This is a genomic window from Patescibacteria group bacterium, from assembly GCA_028717685.1.
GTDB lineage: Bacteria > Patescibacteriota > JAQUNI01 > JAQUNI01 > JAQUNI01 > JAQUNI01.
This window is the reverse complement of sequence record JAQUNI010000001.1, coordinates 505,832-527,410: the sequence shown is the minus strand read 5'-3', so window position 1 is coordinate 527,410 and position 21,579 is coordinate 505,832. Positions and strand designations below refer to the sequence as shown.

The window sequence follows — 21,579 nt, the reverse complement described above, 5'->3', positions numbered from 1 at the left end:
AAAAGTGAAAGGCAGGTGCGTGGTTAAATGGCAAAAATTACTGATTACTAGTTACCGATTACTGATTACTTAAACACTAATTACCAGTTACCCTGAATATAATCCTCTCCACTACTTCTCTGCCGCATAATGTGTTGAGTTGCTCCACAATTTCCGCTTGGGAGAATTGCAATTGGCAAGCCCATGCTGAAGAAGGCACCTCTATGGTCAAAATTTTATGGTGCAAAAATAAAACCCGCGAAGCGCTCGCGGCTTTTTGATTAAGAATCTCTTCCACAACCTTTTTATAGGCCAATGGAATCTGGTCTTCTTTTATTGCCACACTGATGCCCACCCTGTTGGTAATCTGAGGCAAAACAGATTTTAAAGGAATAAACATATTTCTTATAACTTGTAACCTATAACTTATAACTTATAACTCAAGTTACATTGTTCTTGCGTTACAAGTTACAAGTTATAAGTTACATAACTGCGGTCTTTATCCGCCCCATTTCTACTTTTAAGATTAAAGCTTCTTTCTTGAGTTCAGGAGGGATTTCTTTGAGGTCGGTAGTCGCGATAAAAACCTGTTGATTTTTCACTAATGCCGCTATCCTTCTTTTCCGCTCCCGGTCCAATTCAGAAAATACATCATCTAGAAGCAAAACTGGCCGTTCCCCCAAATTTTCTTTTAAAAAATCCAATTCCGACAGCTTAAGAGACAAAATGGCGCTCCGAAATTCGCCCCGCGAACCCCCGAAAACAATATTCTTCCGACCTAAAATAAAAGTGAAATCATCCCGATGCGGACCGGATAAAGTCTGCTGACGCGCGATTTCCACCTCCTCCCTCTTTAAAAGTTCGCCACGGAATCTCAAACTAATTGCCTCCTCGTCTAGTTTAGGCGGAATATGAAATGAGGGCAGATAATGCAGACTCAACTCTGGCAGCGATGCGGTCTCAACTCTTTTGGCAATTTTGTTGTAATAAATCTTAGTTAAAGAGGCCAGCCTTTGCGCCATATTCTGGCGGAATTTAATAATGAAACTTCCTTTTTGCGTAAGTTCATTATTCCAAAAAATCAGCTCTTCATGATTTCCAATTCCTCTGTTGATCCGCAACAAAACTTGATTGCGATTCTTCAGAATTTTATTGTATCCCATCAATGTCTCGCAATAGGTAGAATTTACTTTACAGGCCACGATATCTAAAAAACGGCGGCGGGCGCCAGGCACCGCTTTAATTAAATTGATATCCTCCGGACAAAATAAAACTGCCGAAAAAGCGCCCAAAATCGCGCGCACAGGCGCCATCTGACCATTAAGCTTAATTATTTTCTGAATATTACCCCGATTCTCCTGTTTTTTAAGAACAACCTCTATTTTAGAATCTCGGTTTTGACTTACAACCTCTGCTTCAATCCGAACAAAATCATCTTTCTCGCCAACCAAATCCGCGTCGCTTCTCAAACGAAAAGATTTAGTAATTGCCAAAAGGTAAACCGCCTCCAAAAAATTAGTCTTGCCCTGTGCGTTGTCGCCAACTAAAATAATCACCCTCTTTTTTGTCCCTATGTCTAAACTGTCATAATTGCGAAAATTAACTAACTTTAGATGGTTCAGGCGCATAAAATAGAATCAGAAATAATCAGGAATCAGGAACACTGATCTTGCGGGAATTCCTGCTTCTTAATTTCCGGAATTCAATTCCGAATAGGCATAATTAGATAAAGAAAAGAACCTGCCTGCCCGGCAGGCATGCCGTCGGGATCAACAGGCCTCAAAATTCCAGGCTCATCAGGCCCATTAGTCTCAAAAATGGTTTCTTCGGAAGGCAAATTATTTAAACCCTCTAAAAAGTAACGATGATTATAAACAATCTCCTGAGGCTCGCCCCGCACCTCGGCTTCTACCCTAGACTCATTAGTGCCTATTCCAGCGCTCTCCGCTGAAATCAAAATCTCGTTACTTTTAGGGTCCAGCTTAACTCTGATATCATTGGTTTCCCGGGCGGTAAAAAAACTCGCTCGCCTTACTGCCTGGGCGAAATCGCGCGTCTTCACCTTCGCTTTGCAGAGCAACCTTTGAGGAATGATTTGTTTGTAATCAGGATACTGACCTTCAACCAAACGGGCGGTAAAATCAATTTCTCTAAATTGGAAAAGGACCTGGTTCTCCACAAAAAAGATTTTCACTATCTCTTCGCTGTCTTCCAAAATATGAACGAGCTCCTGAATCGCCTTCAAGGGAATAATAGCCTTCGCGGCTTCTTTATTCATCTGCTCAAACTTTATACATTTCTCTGCCAAACGATAACTGTCGGTTGCCACCAAGGTCAAATCCTGCTTCCCAAAATTAAAAAAGACACCCGCAATTTCCGGACGGAGCTCGTCTTGCGTCGTCGCGAAACTAACCTCCAGAAGGCCGAATCGCAAATCCCTTTCTTTAACGGAAAACATTATCCCCTTTTTCATTTTACTAACTAAAGCATACTGGAAAGGGAAATCCGAGGCTGGCAAACCGCGCATTACCGCTTTATCGGACGCGGTTTTTATATTTAAATTATCATTTTCCACCTTTAAAGTTACTTTATTCACGGGGAGTGAATTAATATAATTAGTAATTAAAGAGGAGGCAACAGTAATACTGCCTTGCGACACCACCTTTCCCCGCACAAAATAGTTAATCCCCGTTTCCAAATTAGTGCTTGCCAATCTTAAACGACCATTTTTAGTTTCCAGAAGAATATTGCTCAAAATCGGCAGATTAATATTGGGGATTGCCAGCTTACTAACTGCGGTTAGCCCCTTATTTAAATTTTCCTGTGTGCAAAGTATTTTCATGAATTAAATTTAATAACAATAATATTTAATAATATTTAATTAATTATTATTGTTATTATTATATTGTTGATAACATTCAAACCGCAAGTAACACTCTTTTGAAAATAAGCTAACAGTTCAGTAGAAAGACATTTTTCGGGCGGAGGATAAATAGCGAACAGCGAAAGAATAATATGTGGATGAATATTGCAAAAAGGTAGTAGTTGGTTTTCTGTGTAAATAAAATTGTGGATAAATGGTTAGTTTTTCACCACTCTTTACACCTCTTATTCAATATGTTATCCCCATTTTATCATTTAGTTATTCAGGTTTTCTGACTTTGAATAGACTGAATGTTTCCTTAATATCTGAATTGTCTGGTCGCCAAGATCATTCGGGCTGGAGTCTGGCGAAGCCAGACTTATCAGCTTGGATTTCATTTTGTAAAATTTCGGCAGGCCTGCTTATAAAGTACAGATATTTCTAAAATTTGCTTCTTGCGAAATGTCAATTATAAAGTCTTTGTTTAATAAGCTCAATCTCTTGGCGCAACTCTTCGTTTTCAGCAAGTTCCCCGTTAATTTTTTTATAAGCATGGATCACGGTAGTATGATCGCGTCCTCCCAATTCTTGCCCGATGGAAGGGTAGGAAATTTTAGCCTCGGATCTTAAAAGATACATTAATATCTGCCGCGGATAAGAGATCTCTTTTCTTCTGGATTCGCTTAATAAGTCTTTAACGTCGAGGTTGTAAAATTGAATGACCGAATCAATAATCTCTTTGGCTGAAATAAGATGGGACCTTGGGGTATTAATCACATTTTTAAGAATTTTTTGCGCGTTTTCCAGGGTTAGTTCCAGATGATGGAGCTGATAGTGGGCAATAATTCGGTTTAGTGCCCCTTCCAATTCGCGCACATTGCGTTGAACGTTGATGGCAATGTAATTTAATACTTCATCACAGGGTGTGATTCCCATTTTCTCAGCTTTATTTCTAAGAATGGCAATGCGGGTTTCCAAGTCTGGCGGGGTGATATCGGCGATCATCCCTCCTTCAAAGCGTGAAGAGAGACGTTCCTCCAGGGCGGGGATGGCTTTGGGTGAACGGTCAGAGGAAATGACAATTTGTTTATTTTCTCCATAGAGGGCATTGAAGATATGGAAGAACTCCTCTTGGGTTTTTTCTTTGCCGGCAATAAATTGAATGTCATCTATAATCATCACATCAATATTGCGGTATCGTTCTTTAAAATAGTCCACATCGTGTTTTTCAATGGACCGCACGAGTTCATTGGTAAATCTTTCACTGGCAATATATTTTATTTTTTTGTCGTGGAATTTTTTCGTGATTTCGTTGCCCACTGCTTGGAGAAGGTGAGTTTTCCCTAAACCCACGCCGCCGTAAATAAATAAAGGGTTGTAAGTCTCGCCAGGGTTGCAGGCGACGGCATGACAGGCGGCACGGGCCAATTCGTTATTTGATCCGACAATAAAGTTATTAAAAGTATAACGGGGATTTAGATTTGTGGTCTGGGCGGCGCTGTTTTGTTTGAAAGGAGCAGATGCCCCATTCTCATTATCTGGAAGATCCTTTTGTACTGAAAATCCATCGGGACTAAAATCTTCCAAAAATGTCTCTTTTGTTGGAGACATCTTTTCCCGCAAGGGCGGGTTTTGTGCCTTGAGGCTCCTCACTTCATATTTCACTCCTTCAATGCGTTCGCCAACGGCGTTTATTAGGGCGTGCAAGATTGGTTTTTGATATTTATTTTCCAGCCATTCTTTGGTAAAGAGGTTAGGGACGCTGATGAGCGCTTGGCGATCCTTGTAAGAAACAAGGGCGGTATTGGTAAACCATGTAGTAAAATTTGCTTTACTGATGGAGAGTTCTAATTCGCCGAGAACATTCTGCCAAATTTGTTGATTATCCATATGTTTTTATTTTAGGATGTCGTTCGCGAACGACATCCTTTATAGAGCCCTTCGCGAAGGGCTCTATTTGTGAAAGACGCGCAACCCCCCTAAGACTCTAATTATATAATAATACAATATATTTATCCACAAGTAAATTGAAAATCTTGATAACAGAAAGATTAATCATTGAAAAATGGGTTTGTGTTGGCATTAATCTGAAAAAATCATCTCGTTATCAAGCAGGGTTATGTTAGAATGTTAATAAAGTGTGCATAAACTGTGGAATATTTGGGGAAGCAATAAATTAGAGTGAATTAGTAAACCCCATTAGACCCTGTTAGAAATTTATTTCTAACAGGGTCAGCGTCTATATTTTTTCCACTACCGACTTCGTCGGGGCTTTCTCTGGCGGGATAAAGTTAGCTGAATAAGTTAAAATACATTAGTTTGACTTTGGGGGTAATATCAGTTACACTTTTGAAAGAGGATTTAATAATTAATATTTTTTATCCAGCACCTTTTTGAATGCTCCGCTGTCTGTTCGGTGGCGTCAGAAAGCTGCGATCTTTTCGGTGATTAGGCAATTAACGCCCCGCCGAAATGCGCTGGATTTATTTTTTCTTATGAAAAGAACTTATCAGCCTAAAAGAAAAAGAAGAAAGAGAGTCCATGGGTTTCGGAAAAGAATGCAAACTGGCGCCGGCCGCAATTTATTGGCTCGCAGACGCCGTAAGGGCAGAAAAAGATTGAGCAAATAGAGATAAATCGTATGTTGCCTAAAGAACATCGTTTGACGGATAAAAAAGACTTTAATTATGTTTTCAGGCAAGGTTGGGGTTTAAGATCTGAATTATTCATCGCTAAAATAGTCAGAAATGATCGGGGTGTGGCGAGATTTGGCTTTGTGATTTCTAAAAAATTGATTAAAAAAGCAACCGGCCGCAATTTAATTAAGAGAAGAATGAGCGAGGCGGTTAAGTTTTTTTTAAATCACTTACAGGGTGGATATGATGTGGTCATCATTGCGCAGCCAGCTATAGTTGGCAAAAACTTCCAGAAAATTCAAGAAGATATAAAAAATTTACTCTGCAAGAGCCGGACTTTTCAGGCTTAAAAGCCAAACTATTGCTTTAACAATGAAGCAATGAAACAATAGAACAATGAAATTTATGCGTTTTCTTCTTCTAAAGCTCATTCGCTTATATCAAATCACCCTCTCTCCGGATCATGGTTTTCCAGCCTTTCGCCATCCTTATGGCTTTTGCCGTTTTACCCCTACTTGTTCTGAATATGGTCACGAATCTATTCAAAGATTCGGCGTTTTGCGCGGGTCGTGGCTTGCTCTGAAAAGGGTTATCCGTTGTCATCCATGGAGCAAGGGTGGTTACGACCCTGTGCGATAACTCTTATCTATTCATAATTTATAATTCCAAATTATGCTCGGCGATTTGTTTCGTACTCTTCTCTATCAACCCCTTTTCAATCTGCTGGTATTTTTTTATAATATTATTCCAGGCCATGATTTGGGCATCGCGATTATTGTCCTGACCATTGTTTTGAGATTCATCCTTTATCCTTTGTCCGCGAAATCCGTTAAATCGCAAAAAGCCTTGCAGGATTTACAGCCGGAGCTTGAGAAAATCAAGAAGCAGTATCAAAACGACAAGGAAGGAATGAGTCGGGCGACTATGGAATTTTACCGCAAGAATAAAATTAATCCCCTTTCTTCTTGCCTGCCCATTTTGATTCAATTTCCATTCCTAATTGCGATTTATCAAGTTTTAAGGGATGGTCTCAATAATCCGGAGGTGCTTAAGCTCTTATACTCTTTTGTCCATAATCCGGGTAAGTTAGATCCCTACTTTTTAAATTTTTTAGATTTAGGAGCAAGGAACGTTTATTTGGCGATTTTGGCAGGCGTGACCCAATTCTGGCAGTCCAGGATGCTGATGAAAAAAAAGAAGCCCGCGCCGCGGGCGAGCGGTAATGATTTTAGCGCTATTGCCGCCAATATGACCAACCAGATGGTTTATATTATGCCCGTCTTAACTATTTTTATTGCCTTAAGTTTTCCCGCGGGTCTTTCCCTTTATTGGGTAGCGACGACTTTGTTTTCCATTGCCCAACAGTGGTTGGTGATGAGAAAGGATTCAGATAAAGACAAAGAATCATTCCCTGTTTCTTAAGATATTTCTTGCTTTTTAAATAAGACCTTTTGCGAGATAATTTTTCGTTATGCAATCCGCTAATTGCAGCAGAAAAGGTTGTCTTACAAAAGGTCTATAGAGCGAATTAAAATTTTGCGGGATTTATCAAGATTAACGCCAAAAATATGCAAAAAGAAGTATTAGAAAGTTCTCATTCGAAAGTGAATAACTCCGAAATTATTGAAGTGATTTGCGGGCTTACAGAGGGGTTGCTGGAAAAGATGTCCCTCTCCGGCAAAGTGAGGGCGAAAATTGTGGATCAGGACAACGAGGATATAATCTGGGTTAATATTGAGAATAAAGAGAACCCCAATCTTTTAATCGGACAGCGAGGTTCTAATTTAAACGCGTTGCAGCACTTATTGAGATTGGCGGTGAGGCGCAAGGTTAATCAAATTGTCAATTTCATCTTAGATGTGAATAAATATAGGGAGAATCGGATGGTTTACCTTCAAAAATTAGCCCAGGATTCCGCGGAGCGAGTGGCTAAAACTAAAAAGCCCCTTATTTTGGAAGCAATGCCTGCTTATGAGCGCAGAATTATTCATCTTTTCTTGGCGGATAGCGATGAGGTAGTCACGGAAAGCGAAGGCGAACTGGAAGAAAGGCGCGTGATAATCAAGCCGAAAGAAGAGTAAATGAAAATTTCTAATTATTCTAATTGCTCTAATTATTCTAAACAATGAACAAATCTTGAATCACCCAATAATTCTTACTTGATAATTAATTTTGTTCATTGGGATTTGGGTATTCCTGATTTATTTAGGTCAATTAGGTTAATTAGAATAATTAGGTTAATTTTTTCACTATGCTTTTATCCGCCCAAAAAATTTTGAACCGAAAGATTGAAGACTCTGCGGGACCCTTTGAAGGAATAGTTAAGGGCTTTTTTATTGTCAGGGAAACAGGAAGAATATATGCTTTCAAGATCAATAAAGAGAGTTATATCTTGTTCTCTAATATTAAAAATATCGCGGATAATAAAATTGCGGCTTTTCCCAATTCCATCGCGCCGATTGAGAAAGATGCTCATGTTTCAGCGTTAGACCGGGAGAAATTCGCAATCTTAAAAAATCAAGCCGTGACGGAGAGCGGCGATATTCTGGGCGAAATCAGGGATTTTGAGTTTGATGATCTTGACGGTCAAGTGGTCAAATATTATGTTAAAACAGGTTTGCTTGCCAATATGCTTAAAGGACAGCTCATCATTCATAAGGATCAGGTAGTCGCTCTGAAAAAAGAGGCAGTAATCGTGCGGGATAACGTACTGCCGATAAAGAAAGGTTTTAAAATTTGGCAGAAAAAGAGAGAGGTTTTGCCTGCCGGAGCGGCGGCAGCGGAAGGATAATTTAACATAGATGATGAAATTATCGCATCGTGTAGGGCAGACTATTCTTTTGGCTCCGTAGGGGGTCTTTTTAGTATGCCTTAATTATCCTGTCCTATTGTTTTTTTGGCTAGAATATAGTAATATTTGGACGTTACGTCAACTAGAAGAGTTTTTCCCAATATGTCTCTAACACGCAAAATCGCTTACAATACTTTGGTGCAATCCGTGGGCAGGGTGCTCTCGGCTTTTATTGGTTTTGGAGTAATCGCAGCAACAGCGCGCTACCTTGGCAGGGCGGGATTTGGCCAATATACGACCGTAATGGCTTTTTCTGGCTTTTTTTCCACCATTGCCGGTATGGGTATTTCTTTGGTTGTTACCAATGAAATTGGCAAGAAAAATTTAAACTTAAATAAGTTTTTATCCAACGCCTTCTCTTTGAGAATATTTACTTCGGCGGCTATTTTAGGTTTAGGAGCTTTGGTGGGTTTCTTAATGCCTTACCCCGCGCTTGTGAAGCAAGCCATCGCCGTAGATTGTTTTGCTTTTTTCCTCCTTTCTTTCCGCCATGTTTTTGACGGTTTGTTTTTTCGTGAATTAAAAACTTCAAAGCTGGTTTTGGCGGAGATTTTAGGGCGTCTCCTGACTCTGGGGCTGGTTTTGTGGTCAGTTTGGAAAGCAAAGGGGTTATTGAGTATTGTCTGGGCGGTGGCTTGGGGCAATCTTGTACAGTCGCTTTTGGTTTATTTATTTACCCTGCCCTATGCTAAAATCCGCTTTGAGGCTGATTCCAAGGTTTGGAAATATATTTTTCACCGTTCTTGGCCTCTCGCTCTTTCCATGGTTTTTAACTTGATTTATTTTAAGTTCGACACGATTATTCTATCCCTTTTGAAACCCGAGGCGGATGTGGGAATTTACGGCGCGGCTTACAAAATTTTGGAGCTTTTGATCGCCTTTCCGATTCTGTTTTGCAGTTTGGTTTTGCCGCAGTTTTCTTTGCATCGGGACAGCGACCCCGCGCGTTTCCAGCGCATTTTCCAGAAAAGCTTTGATTTTTTGATTGTGGGCACGGTGCCCCTTGCCATCTGTATCTTTTTCTTCGCGCCTCAAATGATCCATATTATCTCTGGTCCTGACTTTGATCCTTCCATAAGAGTGCTTCAGATTTTAAGTATTGCCGTTGGGATTATTTTTCTTGCCGCTTTGCCGTCTCACCTTATTGTGGCGTTGGATCAGCAAAAGAAGATGATTTGGGGATATTTAACAGGCGCTATTTTTGCAGTCTTTCTGGATTTAATCCTAATCCCCTCTTTTTCTTACATCGGGGCGGCGGTGACTACGGTTTTAGTGGAACTTTTAATTTTGATTTGGAGTTTTTATATTATCAGAAAATCATATCATTTACCCTGGAGAAAAGGAATTTTAGGGCGAAGCATAGTAGCAGGCGCGGTGCTTTTTTTGTTTTTCATCCTGTTTCCCTCTTGGAATTTTGTAGTCAGGTTTGTCTGCGGCGCAACGCTCTATCTGGCGGTGCTGTATCTGCTTGGCGGCTTGCCTAAAGATATCCTCAAAGAATCTTTGAGTATTAAAAAATAATGCAAATCTCGGTTATTATTCCTACTTGCGGCAGGGCGCGCGAACTTAATCTGTGCTTAGAGGGTTTAAAAAAGCAGACCTTGAAGCCTAAGGAGATTATTGTTGTTAATGACAGTCGCACCGGGGCGCCAAATAAGTTTCAAGGAGTTAAAGTGATTGCGACCCGCGGTAGTATTGGTCCTGGAAGGGCTAAAAACGCGGGAGCGAGGATAGCTCGGGGGGAAGTATTAGCTTTTTTAGATGACGACTGTGCCCCCTCTCCTCATTGGCTCGCGGAGATCGCGAAACCTTTCAAGAATAGAGAGATAGTGGTTGTTGCGGGTAGAATTGTGGAGAAACGTTTGCAAAGCAAACAGGGCGCATTTTCTGATATAATTTTAAATTTGCCTTTTTATCCGTTTTATTTGTTATGTCGTAAAAGAGCAGGCGGCACGATTTATTTTAATGGTCGCGTGGACGCGCGTCTCTCCCTTGCTACCCAAGGATTTTGCGATTGGGGCGGCGCTGGCAACCTTGCAGTGCGAAACTCTTATTTTCAAGAGGTGGGAGGGTTTGAGAAAAACTTTTTGCCCGGTCCCAATCTGGAAGAGCCGGATTTATGCCTTCGTATTAAGCATAGAGGGGGGAAAGTCTTTTACAATGGTCAGGCTTTTGTTGTTCATTCCTATTCCCCAGGGGGGCGCCTTGCTCCCCTTGAAGCAATGAAGAACTTAAGAGCTAATGAGGTTTATTTCGGTTTAAAAAATATTGCTTTTCAAAATATTTTTACCTTTATCGCCTTTTTCTCTTATCAGGCTTGGCAGATTTTCATTTATAGTCTGCTTGCTCTTATCGAGCGGGAGTATTGGCAGCGGGTGCGAGGAAAGTTTAAAGGTTTTGCGCGTTATAAAAGGGTAAATGATAGTTAGTAATTGGTAATCAGTAACTAGTAATTAGTTAATTAGTAATTTTTACCGTTTACTACCCTTAAATTACGAAATTTATTCTGTCCATTAGCGAGAAGCCTGATTACACTCCCCCTGCCCGAGGGGGAGATGGAGGGGGAGGGAGAATGGTCATCTAGCTATAAACATCTAGATATAAATTAGACCCCTCCCCGTCTCCCCTTGGTAAGGGGAGGGAACATCCCTCGCTAACAGACGATGCATTTAGTAATTTAAGGTTTACTAATTTTTCACAGTATGCGTATCGCCATAGATGCCCGTGCGATTGCGGGCGCGCGGACGGGTAAGGGAGAATATAGTTATCAAATAATTAAGCATTTAGCGAAAATTGATTCTCGGAATCAATATTTTTTATATTCCAGAGAAAAATTTCCTTGCCGCTTTGGCGCCAATTTCAAGATAAGAAGAGTGCGATTGCCGGGCATTCTATGGCACCTTTTTGTTTGGCTGGATCTAGAATTGATTTTAAAACCCGATGTTTATTTAGCGCTAGTTAGTTACATTCTTCCCGCTTTAGGGGTTAAAAACTCGGTTGTGTTTACTCCTGATTTAGTTACCTTTTTGTTCCCTCAAAAGCATAATCCCAAGGCGGTTTTTTTGGAGAGATGTTTCTTAAAAAGAGCGCTTGCCAAGAGTGAGAGGGTAATTGCGATTTCTAATGCTACCAAAAGAGACCTGCGAAGATTGTTTTCCCTTCCCTCTTCTAAAATAAATGTGGTTTATTTAGCCGCGGATCAATATCAACAAAAATCCCCTTCTTTTTTGGCGGAAGTGAGACAGAAATATAATTTGCCTTCAGAATTTATTCTTTTCGCGGGCACCTTGGAGCCCAGAAAAAATCTCATTCGTTTATTAGAGGCTTACCAGAGATTCCCCTTAAAAGAAGAATATGGCTTAGTAATCGCGGGTAAAAAGGGTTGGTACTATGAGGGAATTTTCCAGAGGGTCCGGCAATTAAATCTTGAGCGGTATGTGCATTTTTTGGGCTATATTGAGAGAAAAGACCTCATTGCCCTTTACCATTTAGCCGCTGTTTTTGTCTTTCCTTCTTTATATGAAGGTTTTGGTTTGCCTCCTTTGGAAGCAATGGCTTGCGGCGCTCCTGTAATCACAAGCAACCTTTCTTCTCTGCCTGAAGTGGCAGGAGGAGCGGCTTTATTGGTTAATCCCAGAAATGTAGCGGAGATTGCCGAGGCGCTGGAGCGGATATTGACCAATCAGGAATTAAGGGTTAGATTAGCTAGATTAGGGCGGGAGAGAGTAAAAAAGTTTAGTTGGGAGCAAACAGCAAGGGAGATTCTAAAAATATTAGAACGGATATAAATTCCTAATTGACCTCGTACATTAAACTTGTAACCTATAACGTGTAACTCAAGTCTTGGGTTACACGTTTCAAGTTATAAGTTATAAAAATTTGAAAGTTAACTATTGTTATTTAGGATAATTAGACATTTTTCATGTTTAAACCTGCTAAAGTTATAGCCATTCTTTTATGCGTTGGAGTCGTTTCTTTCCTGTTGGCTTACAATCCCCTTTTGGGCTTTTTAGCCTGCCTCGGTTTGCTTTTGGGCTTTTTAATTTTCCTGGATTTCAAATTCGGTTTAGTCTTGGTGATTTTTTCTTTAGTTTTAGGTCAATTAGTGCGCATTCCTTTGCCTAGCACGGAGAGTTTTTTTCTGCCCAACGATATGATTATTCCGGTAATGATTCTTTGCTGGATTTTTGGAAAATTGGTCAAGCGCGATTTCAAAATTCAATCCACGCCCCTCAACGCGCCTCTCTTTATTTTCTTGGGTATAGCTTTAATTTCTTTAATTTGGGGCATACGTAATCTTGCTTGGGGAGAGGCTTTAGTTTCCAGTTTTTACTACCTGCGGTTTTTGGAATATGCTTTGTTGTTTTATATCGTCTTGGATGTGGCGAAGGGCGCGAAAGAGATTAAAAAATATATCGCCTGGATTTTCGTTTGTTCCTTTATTTTGGCTATTTTGGGCTTTTTGCAATATATTTTTGTCCCTGATTTTTCCGCTATGGCGGCAAAAGCGGGGTGGGATCCCCATATCAAGCGCCTGCTCTCCACTTGGTTTGACCCGAATTTTATGGGCGGTTTTTTTGTTTTTATTTTGAGTTTTGTCTTAAGCTTTTTCTTGTACTCCCAAAATCGCAAATACAGATTATTCTTGGCGATTTTAGGATTGGTTTTGTTTGGCGCCCTGATTCTTACTTATTCACGCAGCGCCTTTTTGGCTTTTTTGGCGACGCTCTTGGTTTTAGGCATTTTAAAGTCCAAAAAGCTGCTGTTAGGAGGTCTCGCGGCTCTTTTAATTTTAGTTGGGGTTTCGGATCGTTTGCAAACAAGATTAGCCGGGGCAACCGAGATTGACGTGACCGCGCAAGCGAGGATTGCTTCTTGGCTCGCGACTTGGGAGATCGCCCGTGACCATCTTTTTTTGGGCGTGGGTTTTAACACCTTTAAATATGTCCAATCGGAATATGGTAAGATTGGATCCGAAGCGAGCCATTCCGATTTTGGCAGCGATTCCTCTTTTTTGACCATTTTGGTAACGACTGGGATCTTTGGTTTTTTAGCTTATTTATGGCTTTTGGGCGCTATGTTTTGGGTAAGTTTCAAAGCGTGGCGCGAGAAGAGCGATAATAAAGTCGCCGCGGCTTTGGGCTTAGGAATGCTTGGCGCGTTGTCCGGAATGCTCGTTCACTCCCAATTTACCAATAGTCTTTTGTATCCGCATTTTATGGAAGTGATTTGGATATTTCTGGCGTTGGTGATAAGGACTAAAAGTCCTGACAAAGGAAAGAGTCAAGAATTTACATCAGTTTCATGCGTCAATGATAAATAAGGAATGAATTTGGAATTCGGAAGCAGGAATCAGGAGTGAAAAAATAGATATGATGCTATTCCTTATTCCCAATTCATTATTCCTAATTCCAAAATTTATGCTATACTTCACACTCTTTCTGCTATTTATCCTAATAATATCTTTATTTAAAACCCGCTGGGGTTTGTATTTGATTTTGTTTCTGCTTCCTACTTATTTAATCCGGAGAGAGATTTTTTTCATTCCTACCACTTTTTTAGAACTATCCATTTATTTTGTTTTTCTAGTTTGGCTGTTCAAAGCGATTTTTTCTAAAAATTTAATTAAAAAAATAAGGCGAGTTTATCGCGTCATCCGTCCTTTTTTTATCCCCCTAGCTTTGTTTTTCGGGGCAGCAATTCTCGCGACCGTCATTTCCCCGGATAAAAGATTGAGTTTGGGGGTTTTAAAGGGTTGGTTTCTTAATCCCCTTTTGGTCTTAATTCTATTTTTAGATCTTGTAAGAAGAAAAAAAGAGATTAAGGCAGTTGTTCTCACATTATTTCTTTCCGCTTCTTACATTGCGATTTATGGGCTTTACGAGTATATTTTTCGGGTAGGTCTTGATTCGGATGGTCGGTTGAACTCGTTTTTTGTTCCGGCAAATTATGTCGCGATGTATGTGGCACCTATTTTGGTTCTATCTTTCACTTTTTGGAAAAAAGTGCGCTCCAAATTTTTACTGATTACCTATTACCTATTATTTATTGCAGTTCTTCTCGCTCTCTATTTCACTAAATCTTATGGCGGTTGGCTGGGATTGTTCGGCGCTCTCGTTTTCCTTTGGTCTAGAATTAAAATCCCGATAAAAAGATTAAAATATCTCTTGATTTTTGCCCTGCTTGTAATTTTGGTAAGCATTAGCGAATCCGAGTCGCCCAAATTCGGACGGCTTTTGGATTTTAGCACTCGCACCTCCTCTTCTACTCGCGCGGAAATTTGGCAGACTTCGCTTCTTATTATAAAAGAACACCCTTTTTGGGGTGTGGGATTGGGGAATTTTGAAGCCTCCTACCGCGAATATGTGCCGCGAGTTGCTTTTCCGCCTTTGGAATGGTTGGTAGTCAAACCGCACAATCTGTATCTCGCTCTATGGATTGAGATGGGTATTTTGGGTTTAGCAAGTTTTATCTGGCTCATTATTATCTTCTTCAAACAAGGCTGGCAAAAGAAAGATGATCCCATAGTGGAATACGCCTTAGCGGCAATGATAGCGTTGCTGGTGCACGGTCTTGTGGACACGCCTTATTTTAAAAATGATTTGTCGGTGCTGTTTTGGATAATAGTCGCTGTCGTCATCGTGACCACCGCAGGGGCGAAGCAATGACGGAGGTGTTTTTGTGCCGGGGGAAGGATCTGCAACTTAGTTAATAGTTCAAAGTTCAAAGTGAAAAGTTGAATTCAAAGTTGTAAGTTTTTCAATTTTGAACTTTAAACTGCAACTTTGAATTTTGCACCTTGAACTTTTAACTATTACACCGTAAAAGTGTGCTCCCGGCAGGATTTGAACCTGCAACCCTTTTCAGGGATAGCGTTCTAAGCGCTACGCGTATGCCAATTCCGCCACGGGAGCAAAAAAGAGTTCCTCTCCCCCTGCCAGAGGGGGAGGTGGAGGGGGTGGGAGTAGCGTTTCTTTCTACATTGTCAATGATTTCCTCTTTTTTGTCAAAGATAAAAAAAGTAGAGACGTTGCATTGCAACGTCTCTACCATAGGGAATGCTATTCTACGGCATTAGGCAAAGTAGCGGAGTTCGCGGCGCCGTAGATCCAAAAATAAATCGCGTAAGCCAAGATTGCTACGATAATGATGATTATAGAAACCCAAAGCAATCTTCTCGCATCGTCCTTATCCGGCTTGCAAGAACCGGCAAATACAAATTTAAAAATGCCGTAAATCAAAAGCAAAATGCCAAAGATAATCGGGAGACCAATAAGGTAAGTAATCAAGCTCTCATTGGCAAATCGGGAGACTTGGGCGGAAAGGTTGTAGGTATCAATGGAGGGCAATTCCAACATAAGTTTTGATATTTTTATTGCCAGTTTTGTTATTACAAAGCGGGGCTAGTAGGCAGATTCCCTTCTAGGCCAGTTTTGATGAGCTGGGTAATTGCAAAAGCGCCAATAATAAAAGCAACCCCAATTACTCCATAAATCATTCTCTTCTTGGCTTTTTCTACTTTGTCTTCATCTCCGCCGGCTGTGGCATAAGTAATACCAGCCCAAACCAAAACGGCAACACAGAGAATCGCGGCGAGGGCTAAGAACCAGTTTAAACCTGCTGTAATCCATGCTTTAGGGGTATCGGGATTGTATGCTGGCTGAAAACCGCCATGATACACTTTGACGCAGGTGCCCAAACCCACGCATTGCGCATTGGAGGTGCATTTTTTCAATTCGCCATTGTCTTGTTTTTTGGTGCAATAATATTCAGGTTCTTCTCCGGCGCCTTGAGCAAAGAACAAAGGCGCGGTTAGGAGAATTAGAAAAAATGCGCTTTTGATAATTTTAGACATAATTTTGTTTTTTATTTGGGTAGAATTATTACCTTGCCTTTATTATAATTGAAATTTCTAAACTGCGCAAAACAAAAACAGACCCGTTAACGGATAGTCTGTTTTTGTTTATTTTAGTTCTTTTTACTGCAATGTCGGTGCTGTTGGTGCGTTGCCAGACATCGCACTCTTAATCAGTTGGGTAATCGCGTAAGCGCCGATAATCAAGGCTACCCCAATGATGCCGTAAATAAGACGATTTTTTGCTTTCCCCACCTTTTCCTCGTCGCCACCTGCGGTCGCATAGGTAATTCCTGCCCAAATAATAACAGCCACACAAAGTATTGCGGCAATAGCATAGAACCAACTTAGTCCTGTGGTCAGTAGTTTACCAGGGGCTGCCTGTACTTCTGCATCGCTAGGTTTTGCTTGAAAGCCAGCAGAAGGGATTTGAGTGGGGATAGTACCCTCTGTGTCTGCTGCTTGGGCTATGGAAACCAAACTCGGGCCTGTTAAAACTAAGGCAATAATGCATAACATTAACAGATTTTTCAGTTTGCGTTTGTACATTGTTCTCACCTCCTTTTTTGATTATATTTAGTTATTTGTCTTGGTTATTACAATGTTGGCGCTGCTGGTGCTGTACCAGACATCGCACTTTTAATCAGTTGGGTAATCGCGTAAGCGCCGATAATCAAGGCTACCCCAATGATGCCGTAAATAAGACGATTTTTTGCTTTCCCCACCTTTTCCTCGTCGCCACCTGCGGTCGCATAGGTAATTCCTGCCCAAATAATAACAGCCACACAAAGAACGGCGGCAATGATATAGAACCAGTTCAGGGCTATGGTAACCATATTCTTGGGCGCGTCAGTGGACATTTCTGGGCCTGTTACGGGGATCTTTTGTTCTTTCCATGTGTCTGTTGGATCTGCTGCTATTGCTGTGAAACTATAAAGACCAAACAAACTAATTATAGTGAAAAGACTTAGTATGGGAACAATTTTTTTGTAATTTAACTTCATTTATTTCACCTCCCTTCAATTTTATTGATTTTATTTTGTGGAGAAATATAAAAATGTTATCAAGGACAGTAACAGCTATTAGGATCAGTGGTCTCACAATTACATAGACTTTGTACATTGTCAGCATTGACACAGCGAGCCCCTTGTCCCAGACTTGGGCAACCGCCAGCAAATCGTTTCGGAGTGGCATTACTTCCGTTGACTTCTGGCGTTGCCGGCACTTCGCCGGAAATAAGCGCGGTGATTAAGCCGACAATAGCGTAAGCCGCGATGATGATCGCGACGCCAATGACTGCGTATTTCATTATCTTCTTCGCATTTTCAGCCTTCTCTTCACTTCCTCCGGCAAAGGCATAACGCATCCCGCCGTAAACAAGAGCGACTAAACAAGCTGGCGCTGCGATCCAAAGCACCCATTTTACAATGCCGTTAATCAAAGCCTTGAAGTCACCCGCGGGCAGTCCAGCCGCCGCGGCGTCAGGGCGTTGTAATCCAGTAGGTTCATCTTGCGCCGTTGCGGTGAAAACAGAAAAACCAAAGAGGAGCAGGAAGATGCTCAAGCAGAAAATTTGCGGATATTTGGATTTTTTCATTGGTTTTTTATTTGATTTTGATCTTGTGTTTTTTAGCCGCTCGCGGCGCCCTATCGCTCGCGTTGTGATTTTATTCTATCACCTCCTGCAATTTTTGCCAGAAATTTTTGATTTGCTCGTCTAAAAGCGGCAGCGCAAAGGCATTGGCGCTGGAGAGGTCTAAACTTGCGGAAGTGGCGGGAACGTGATGCACCGTGCTAGTGCATTTATAACTTTTACTGTCTTCGTAACCGCTAACCCCAGCCCAAGCCTCTAAATGGTAATATCCTTCTTGGCTCGGTTTATAACTATCGCCATACATATCCACGAAAATGCCGTTCTGAGCATCGATGACTGTATTATATGAGAATACCGTAGATCCGCCGCTTGCCGGGCAGCCCGTTGGCAAAGAGTCGTTGCGCAACATCTTAACGCCCCAACTCACATTTGCCCTGATCGGTTGACCATCTTGGGTGCTTTTGTTTTCGTAGGTAATGCGGTAATTATAAGTCCCGGGATTATCCGGCGGATTAGCGGTCATACCGTAAGTAGAGATTTCTGTCTTGTAGTCAGCTGGAGCGGATGGGGGCAGTACGGGGGGAGTTTCGGAAATTGTTACTGTATTGGACCATATTGAATCATTGCCGGGCTTAACATCTATATTTTGGTTGCCCACGCTGGTAATTAAAGAAAACCGATACTCGCCAAGCTCTGTTCGGTATGGGTTAGCATCAAAACATTGTTCTTCGCCTGATCCGGCCGTGAAACCGCTCATTGAAGCCTCCACAGATTCGATGCCATCTCTTCTTAAAGACCATGAGTAATATCCTATAAAACCGCTATAAGCTTCACCATTTTTAGTGCTGTGATTTTTGACGCAGATAGTGGTTTTAAATCGGTTAGCGGCAGGATCATAACTCAATACCGCCTTACTTGCTTCCAGGTCGTAAGATATAGCAGGCTCTATAGGTGGCGGTTTTGTTCCGCCACTTTCTATTTTAAGAGGAGTAGAGCATTTTTTATTATCTGTTGCATCTGTATCCCCGGGAACATTTGCCGTAACTACTGTTTGGTAATATCCATTTTCAGCAGGCTTGTCGATGTGTCCGCTGGTTATTGTAACTTCACTGTCCGCGGGCATTGATCCCGCGTTCATAGTTTCGCCTGAATTATAAGTAGAAGCATTTTGTAAACAGCCAAAGTTATCCGTCGCGCCGCTGCTATTTTTATTAATGCTCCAGCCGTAGCTAACATCCGCTTTTTTTGTGCTGTCATTTTTTACCTTGCCATACACATAGAGATAGTTAGTGACCCCCGTTGTGGTAAGGCTCGCGTTTAGAACCTTGGCGTTATAAGTAAGGGTAGGCTCCCCGCCGTAGGTGAAAGGCGCGGCGCAAACCACTTTATTGGGTATTTGTTCAAGTGTACTGTGATCCTTCAATATAATCCTTACTCTGTAAGATTTTCCAGTCTGCCAAGTGAACGGATAATTCTGCCTCGTATCAATTTCTAAATTTTTAGTCACAGAGTTGCCGGGAAGAAGATAGCCCGTTAATTGTTGCTCCTGGCTATTATATAATCCTGGAGTGGATTCCGCGCAAGGTCCGTCAATAAGGTCAATTTTGTAATAAAAATCCGTTGAACCCAGATTAGTGTTGCCCGTTCCTGTGTTCGTGATTTTAAATGAACCGCGATAAACTATTTTGGTATTTGCTGGAGGATCGAGATAAGTAATTTTAGTCCCTTGGGTCGGATCATCGTCTAAAGTCAATTCTTTGACCTCCGCGTTCCAGCTAGCGATCTGAACTTCGTATGGTCCGCCCGTATTATCATTCTCGTTGCTTTCATTAATGCTGTTGCCCGTGTCTATTTTAATGCCGAGATAAAGATTTTTCTGTTCTTTGACTTCGAAATCTAAGGGATATTTCACCGCCACGTATCCTCCTGACGGTATGCTTGTCCACCCGCCGGACATCTCTTTCGCACTGCCAGAATAGAATTTATATTCTGGCTTGCTGGTTAATCCAGCGCAGGCATCTGCGTCTTTGCTATAGCAGGCGTATAATTCAACATTAAAATCTTGATTCGCGGCAAGAGCCATCGCGCCGGTATTCTTAATGGAAAAAGTGGGATGCAGGATGGTACCCTTAACCACTAGTGTGTTGCCTATTCCGGATCCGAAGTAGAGGGCGGTTAAATTCTGTTTAAAACTTGTGTCTATCGGCACAGTAAAATTTGTTGAGGTTACTTTGCTTCCTTGGATCGTAAAATTTATGGAATTTTTAGTGTAACTTCCCGGAATGGAAAATGTGTATCCGTAATATTCGTGTTTGTTAATATGCATTCCGCTATATTTCCCCGGATTATTCGTGACAGTAACGCCACTATCGCTGGTGGTGAGAGTTGCCTGTATAGTGTCCCCAAAGTCTGTGCTGGTTTGATTTTCTAAATAAACACGCATCATAACAGTCGCTCCGGGAACAACCTTAGCGTTTGGCCTTGATCCGCCAATAGAGCTATCCTGAATGGTGTATTCCTGGAAAGTCACACAACCGCTGCTGCTGTTGCATGTGCCTTCCTCTATTCCTCCTTCTCCTCCCGTGCCTAAATCCACCTTAATATTAGATTCGCTGACTTTGTCATCTGACGTTGCGTCTTGGATTTTAAAATTGATTGATGTTGGTTTATAATCTGCCGCGATTGAAAAGTCGTAGTCTTTGCATGCTACTTCCTCGGGATCTACCCCCGCGTACCTACGCGGGTTATTTAAGACACTAACCCCATCCTCTTGCGGGGAAAGATTTACATTCGCGTCATCGATTTCTTCGCCGCCTGTATTCTTCAGGCAGACCTCCATTGTGACTTCTGCCCCGGGCGCGACTTTAGGCTCCGCGCTCTCATTTTCGATACTGCTTCTCTTCACCGTGTGGCTTACATAACTTAATAAGCCGCTAGTTCCGCTCTCGCCTCCATCTATCGGCACCCTGCCTAAAAGTTCACAGGCTTGTTGCTGGGTTGCGTCTGATGTTTCTAATTGGATTAAAATATTATCCGGAATATTGAGAACTGTCCATTCCGAGTGCAAGCCGACGGTTTCCCGCGCTTTAACGGTAATCGGGCCAAATTCTCTAATAATCCAGTATTCCCTGTAGCCGCATTTAAGAATTTCTTGTTCGTCAGCGATCAATGTGCTTGCCCCCGCTACTTTTTTTTTGTCCCCTTGCTCAAGATTATTCATTCCCGTTGCAGAGCCAGCCGCAACCGCAATGAGGCGGACATTATTCAGAGTAATATCTTGATCACTATTATTAGTTAAATTAGCAACAACATTTATCGTATCTCCGGCGTTGATTTCTCCATCTCCATTGAGATCGCCCTCCGGAGCCAATTCTATTGTGTCCAAAGCTGCCGCCACGTTTGCCGTACCCCCTCCCCCGCCGGTAGTAGTTTCAGGTACGCCCAGCGCGTCCATTACCGCGTTGGTAATCGCAGCCGCGCCGACGATTATCGCGATGCCAATAATCGCCCACGTCAGCATTTTTTTGGCGCTTTTGGCTCTGTCTTCATTAGCTCCGGCGGTTAAATAGCGAAAACCCGCGAAAATCAAAACAATCATCATAATGGAACCCGCGATGCCTAAAACCCAGCCCGTGATTTTATTAATGAGCCCTGTGACCGTGTCTGTTCCGATAGGGTTTTCCAAACTAACATTAATCGGTTCAGTCGCTAAAGCAGAATGTGCGATAGAAAATCCGAGTATAAAGATTACAGAACAAAGAAATAGAAGTTTGAAAATAGATTTTGTGTTCATTTTTTTAG

The 21,579-nt window shown here is 41.6% G+C and carries 21 protein-coding genes and 1 tRNA gene; 11 read left to right on the top strand and 11 right to left on the bottom strand.

The window, feature by feature from the left end; genetic code table 11:
• Positions 1-76 precede the first annotated feature (76 nt).
• From PHW01_02685 to dnaA, 4 genes are all read right to left on the bottom strand, one after another.
• Entirely contained in the window at positions 77-379 is a 303-nt protein-coding gene (locus PHW01_02685; protein ID MDD5626884.1) for a DUF721 domain-containing protein, read from the bottom strand.
• An 82-nt stretch (positions 380-461) separates the two neighbouring features.
• Complete coding sequence (gene recF, locus PHW01_02680; GenBank protein MDD5626883.1) at positions 462-1,607, bottom strand: DNA replication/repair protein RecF; 1,146 nt, start codon at positions 1,605-1,607, stop codon at positions 462-464.
• 74 nt (positions 1,608-1,681) lie between these two features.
• Positions 1,682-2,821 carry a DNA polymerase III subunit beta gene (gene dnaN, locus PHW01_02675; GenBank protein ID MDD5626882.1) on the bottom strand — a complete coding sequence of 380 codons (1,140 nt, stop codon included), beginning with the start codon at positions 2,819-2,821 and terminating at the stop codon, positions 1,682-1,684.
• 486 nt (positions 2,822-3,307) lie between these two features.
• Complete coding sequence (dnaA, locus tag PHW01_02670; protein MDD5626881.1) at positions 3,308-4,732, bottom strand: chromosomal replication initiator protein DnaA; 1,425 nt, start codon at positions 4,730-4,732, stop codon at positions 3,308-3,310.
• 605 nt (positions 4,733-5,337) lie between these two features.
• Between dnaA and rpmH the strand changes: the two genes are divergently transcribed.
• From rpmH to PHW01_02615, 11 genes are all read left to right on the top strand, one after another.
• Entirely contained in the window at positions 5,338-5,472 is a 135-nt protein-coding gene (gene rpmH, locus PHW01_02665) for a 50S ribosomal protein L34 (GenBank protein MDD5626880.1), read from the top strand.
• 11 nt (positions 5,473-5,483) lie between these two features.
• Entirely contained in the window at positions 5,484-5,828 is a 345-nt protein-coding gene (gene rnpA / locus PHW01_02660) for a ribonuclease P protein component (GenBank protein ID MDD5626879.1), read from the top strand.
• A 55-nt stretch (positions 5,829-5,883) separates the two neighbouring features.
• Positions 5,884-6,117 carry a membrane protein insertion efficiency factor YidD gene (yidD, locus tag PHW01_02655; GenBank protein ID MDD5626878.1) on the top strand — a complete coding sequence of 78 codons (234 nt, stop codon included), beginning with the start codon at positions 5,884-5,886 and terminating at the stop codon, positions 6,115-6,117.
• 33 nt (positions 6,118-6,150) lie between these two features.
• Entirely contained in the window at positions 6,151-6,900 is a 750-nt protein-coding gene (locus PHW01_02650; protein MDD5626877.1) for a YidC/Oxa1 family membrane protein insertase, read from the top strand.
• A 146-nt stretch (positions 6,901-7,046) separates the two neighbouring features.
• A complete protein-coding gene (locus PHW01_02645) occupies positions 7,047-7,559 on the top strand; it encodes a KH domain-containing protein (GenBank protein ID MDD5626876.1) in 513 nt (170 codons plus the stop codon).
• Positions 7,560-7,729: 170 nt separating this feature from the next.
• Positions 7,730-8,269, top strand: coding sequence for a hypothetical protein (locus PHW01_02640; GenBank protein MDD5626875.1), 540 nt, complete (start codon positions 7,730-7,732; stop codon positions 8,267-8,269).
• Positions 8,270-8,431: 162 nt separating this feature from the next.
• Positions 8,432-9,850, top strand: a complete 1,419-nt coding sequence (locus tag PHW01_02635) for a flippase (GenBank protein MDD5626874.1) — start codon at positions 8,432-8,434, stop codon at positions 9,848-9,850.
• Positions 9,850-10,758, top strand: a complete 909-nt coding sequence (locus tag PHW01_02630; protein ID MDD5626873.1) for a glycosyltransferase — start codon at positions 9,850-9,852, stop codon at positions 10,756-10,758. Before PHW01_02635 ends, PHW01_02630 begins: the two co-directional genes overlap by 1 nt.
• Before the next feature lie 273 nt (positions 10,759-11,031).
• Positions 11,032-12,117: a glycosyltransferase family 1 protein gene (locus PHW01_02625; protein MDD5626872.1), complete on the top strand. Its 1,086-nt coding sequence runs from the start codon at positions 11,032-11,034 to the stop codon at positions 12,115-12,117.
• Between the two features lie 134 nt (positions 12,118-12,251).
• Positions 12,252-13,652, top strand: coding sequence for an O-antigen ligase family protein (locus tag PHW01_02620; protein MDD5626871.1), 1,401 nt, complete (start codon positions 12,252-12,254; stop codon positions 13,650-13,652).
• A 97-nt stretch (positions 13,653-13,749) separates the two neighbouring features.
• Positions 13,750-14,997 carry an O-antigen ligase family protein gene (locus tag PHW01_02615; GenBank protein ID MDD5626870.1) on the top strand — a complete coding sequence of 416 codons (1,248 nt, stop codon included), beginning with the start codon at positions 13,750-13,752 and terminating at the stop codon, positions 14,995-14,997.
• A 162-nt stretch (positions 14,998-15,159) separates the two neighbouring features.
• Here the strand turns inward: PHW01_02615 and PHW01_02610 are convergent.
• From PHW01_02610 to PHW01_02580, 7 genes are all read right to left on the bottom strand, one after another.
• Positions 15,160-15,243 (bottom strand) — tRNA-Leu (locus tag PHW01_02610).
• A gap of 147 nt (positions 15,244-15,390) precedes the next feature.
• Complete coding sequence (locus PHW01_02605; protein ID MDD5626869.1) at positions 15,391-15,687, bottom strand: hypothetical protein; 297 nt, start codon at positions 15,685-15,687, stop codon at positions 15,391-15,393.
• A 32-nt stretch (positions 15,688-15,719) separates the two neighbouring features.
• Positions 15,720-16,184: a pilin gene (locus PHW01_02600; protein ID MDD5626868.1), complete on the bottom strand. Its 465-nt coding sequence runs from the start codon at positions 16,182-16,184 to the stop codon at positions 15,720-15,722.
• Positions 16,185-16,307: 123 nt separating this feature from the next.
• Positions 16,308-16,733, bottom strand: coding sequence for a pilin (locus PHW01_02595; GenBank protein ID MDD5626867.1), 426 nt, complete (start codon positions 16,731-16,733; stop codon positions 16,308-16,310).
• A gap of 47 nt (positions 16,734-16,780) precedes the next feature.
• Positions 16,781-17,188: a pilin gene (locus PHW01_02590; GenBank protein MDD5626866.1), complete on the bottom strand. Its 408-nt coding sequence runs from the start codon at positions 17,186-17,188 to the stop codon at positions 16,781-16,783.
• Positions 17,189-17,247: 59 nt separating this feature from the next.
• Complete coding sequence (locus PHW01_02585; protein ID MDD5626865.1) at positions 17,248-17,781, bottom strand: pilin; 534 nt, start codon at positions 17,779-17,781, stop codon at positions 17,248-17,250.
• A 70-nt stretch (positions 17,782-17,851) separates the two neighbouring features.
• Complete coding sequence (locus PHW01_02580; protein MDD5626864.1) at positions 17,852-21,571, bottom strand: pilin; 3,720 nt, start codon at positions 21,569-21,571, stop codon at positions 17,852-17,854.
• Positions 21,572-21,579: the final 8 nt, after the last annotated feature.